Source organism: Neisseria sp. P0021.S006, assembly GCF_051956895.1.
In genome coordinates this window covers 1-3,094 of sequence record NZ_JBQCWZ010000098.1, presented here as the reverse complement: position 1 = coordinate 3,094, position 3,094 = coordinate 1, and the positions used below count along the sequence as shown (strand labels likewise).

At 43.9% G+C, this 3,094-nt stretch carries 3 protein-coding genes; 2 read left to right on the top strand and 1 reads right to left on the bottom strand.

The genetic code is table 11. The features are described from left to right. Positions 1 to 369 precede the first annotated feature (369 nt). Positions 370 to 1,599: a tetratricopeptide repeat protein gene (locus ACTHUM_RS11070; RefSeq protein ID WP_004519703.1), complete on the top strand. Its 1,230-nt coding sequence runs from the start codon at positions 370 to 372 to the stop codon at positions 1,597 to 1,599. Positions 1,600 to 1,643: 44 nt separating this feature from the next. Next, positions 1,644 to 2,822 (top strand): bifunctional phosphopantothenoylcysteine decarboxylase/phosphopantothenate--cysteine ligase CoaBC, encoded by a 1,179-nt coding sequence (gene coaBC / locus ACTHUM_RS11065; protein WP_039862104.1) that lies wholly within the window; start codon positions 1,644 to 1,646, stop codon positions 2,820 to 2,822. A 54-nt stretch (positions 2,823 to 2,876) separates the two neighbouring features. Here the strand turns inward: coaBC and ACTHUM_RS11060 are convergent. Then, positions 2,877 to 3,094: KH domain-containing protein (locus ACTHUM_RS11060; protein ID WP_440402891.1), on the bottom strand; the 218-nt coding region annotated here is incomplete at its 5' end.

Genomic DNA, 3,094 nt, shown 5'->3' with positions numbered 1-3,094 from the left:
TTTAGCAAATGTCAACTAAAATTATCGAAAATTCTAACTAACTGTGTTATACTGTCTGCTTCGTTTTCTTCACCGCGTCAGCAGCGAAGAACCGAACTATACGCCTACCTACAAAACCAGTCAACACCCAACTTCAAAAAAATTAAAATTTTTTCACAACTATCTGTATTTAAATAATTTAAAATTTATTGGATTTTATCGTTCGATAGATAAAACAGATATCCAAAGATAAATAGTCCTGCAGTTTTACTCTTAATTGCCACATTCAAACACTCTATATCTCTATACTACTGGCGCTTTAGTCCCATCTACTCTTACAATCTCTACTTTCTCCAATAAAACAATCATAAATTTAGAATAGTCCCTATTATGAATAACGAAAAGATTCAACAAAAATTTGAACAAGCATATCACTCTTTTATCGAAGAGGAAAATTACGAGGAAGCGCTAAAACGTGCCGAGATTCTTTGCCTTCTCAATCCACAATCTGTCGAATTTCATCACAAAGTTGCTTATGCCTATCTGAAGCAGTTGAAATGGGAAAAAGCCATTGAGGCTGAAATGAAAACGTTAGAGCTGGATAGCACCTATATTCCTGCTTTGGATTTACTTGCCCATGCTTACGGCGCCCTAGATAATTGGGAAAAAACCGGGTTTTACGGTCATCAGGCTTTGGTTCTAAAAGACAAAGCCATCCCAGACCTAGAACATGAAATAATTCCGACATCAGCTCCAAAAAACGGCAAACGGATTATCTCCTTTTCTTTATTTGGCAATAATTCCAAATATATTGAGCCTGCCGTCTTAAACACCCAGCTTGCTCCTGTACTTTTCCCCGGTTGGACATGTCGTTTTTATATTGACGATTCTGTATCGGCTGAAGCTATTCAACGATTTAGAAATAACGGTGCAGAAGTGATTAAGGTTGGCGCTCCATTGGACAACTGGCCGGGTACGATGTGGCGCTTTCTTGCCATCAATGATCCCGAGGTTGAATACGTTATTTTCCGTGATGCAGATTCTATTATTTGTTATCGTGATGCAGCGGCCGTATCCGAATGGATAAAAAGTGGTACACTATTCCACACTATTCGTGACTCGGGCTCGCATACTGCCCTAATTCTTGCGGGTATGTGGGGCGCTAAAGCGGGCGCAGTCCCAGATATGCAGGAAAGGATTCAAAACTTTGTCGACGAGGGCTATCCTTCCAGGCATTTTGCCGACCAAGATTTTCTAGAAAAAGAATTGTGGGCCTATATCCGTCAGAATCTGTTTGCACATGACAGATTATTTGATTTCTGTAATGCACACGAAATTCCCGGCGAGTTCTACTCTAATTATCAAATCGCTTTCAGCGAAGGGGTCACCAGCTTTAATGCAACGACTGATTATGAAGACGGCAGTCTGGCAAGATGGACGCTGTACTCCAGTGCTTCGCCTTTGGTCAATCCGGACTACTCGCTCAATGTTGTTCCTGAATTTAAAGTCTGCAGTTATGTGACTGAAGTGAAAAACGGGGTGGTTTCAGCATTCTTACCGAAGAGATATGGCAATGCGATTAAAGCAAAACTGGCCAGGATCAACATCGAACAAATCTAATTTGATTTGATTCCTATATACCTCATTTAATGAACCCATTATTTATGAGCAAACACATTCTCCTCGGCATTACCGGCGGTATTGCGGCGTATAAATCTTGCGAACTGGTCAGACTGCTGAAAAAGCAAGGACATTCTGTATCAGTGGTAATGACAGATTCTGCGACGGAATTTGTCTCCCCACTGACTTTCCAAGCTTTAACCGGCAACCCTGTTTTATCGGATACCTATTCAGGCACTTCCAATAATGGCATGGCGCACATCAATCTGACGCGTGAAGCTGACGCATTTCTTATTGCACCAGCCACTGCCAATACGATCGCCAAAATTGCCAACGGATTGGCTGACAACCTGTTGACTACTTTGGCCGCAGCCAGAAAATGTCCTTTGGCCGTTGCGCCTGCAATGAATGTCGAAATGTGGAACAACCCTGCCAACCTGCGCAATATTGAGCAGCTGGTTTCAGACGGCATTACCGTGTTTTACCCAAACAGCGGCGAACAGGCTTGCGGCGAAACAGGTACCGGCAGAATGGTCGAAGCGGTCGATCTGGCAGATTTGTTAGAGGATTTATGGACACCCAAGCTATTGAGCGGCAAAAAAGTTCTGATTACAGCCGGCGCAACGTTTGAAGCCATCGATCCTGTCCGCGGCATTACCAATATTTCCAGCGGACAAATGGGCATGGCTTTAGCACGTGCGTGCCGTGCTGCCGGAGCGAAAGTCACGCTGATTTACGGTCAAATTCAGATGGCCTTGCCAGCAGGCTTGGCTCATTCCGAACAAGCTGTCAGCGCAGAAGCCATGTATCAGGCAGTTCACCGCCATATCCATGAGCAAGATGTCTTTATTTCCGTTGCAGCCGTTGCAGACTATAAAGTCAAAAACAGCAGCAACGAGAAACTGAAGAAAAACGGCAATCAGCCTCCAATTATCGAACTGACGGAAAATCCGGATATTCTCGCATCCGTTGCCGCCCTACCTTCTCGACCATTCTGCGTCGGCTTTGCTGCCGAAAGCCATCAGGTTTTGGAATTTGCTCGGGCAAAACGTTTGCGCAAAAACGTACCGATGCTGGTAGCCAACCAAGTTTCCGTTTCCATGGGCAAACCAACCAATCAAATCACCATTATTGATGACCTTGCCGAAACCTCATTTCCGGAAACATCCAAACGCCAAGCAGCGGATGAAATCGTCAAACGTCTGACTGAGTTGTTGGCTTGATAAAAAAAGGCCGTCTGAAAATTTTTCAGACGGCCTTTGTTCAAACACATTAAATCACAATCCCAATTCGCGCAGGAAACGAATATCGTCTGCCCAACCGGATTTCACTTTCACCCAAATCTTCAAAAAGACTTTGGTATCAAATAATTTTTCCATATCAAGGCGGGCTTCAGTAGAAATTTTCTTCAATTTCTCCCCACCCTTGCCAATCAAAATCGCCTTTTGGCTGTCTTTATCGACCAACACCGCGATATAAATGCGGAACAGTCCGC

Coding starts and splice junctions, on each gene's coding strand:
- ACTHUM_RS11070 (WP_004519703.1), top strand. CDS start 370: ATGAATAACGAAAAGATTCAACAAAAATTTGAACAAGCATATCACTCT.
- coaBC (WP_039862104.1), top strand. CDS start 1,644: ATGAGCAAACACATTCTCCTCGGCATTACCGGCGGTATTGCGGCGTAT.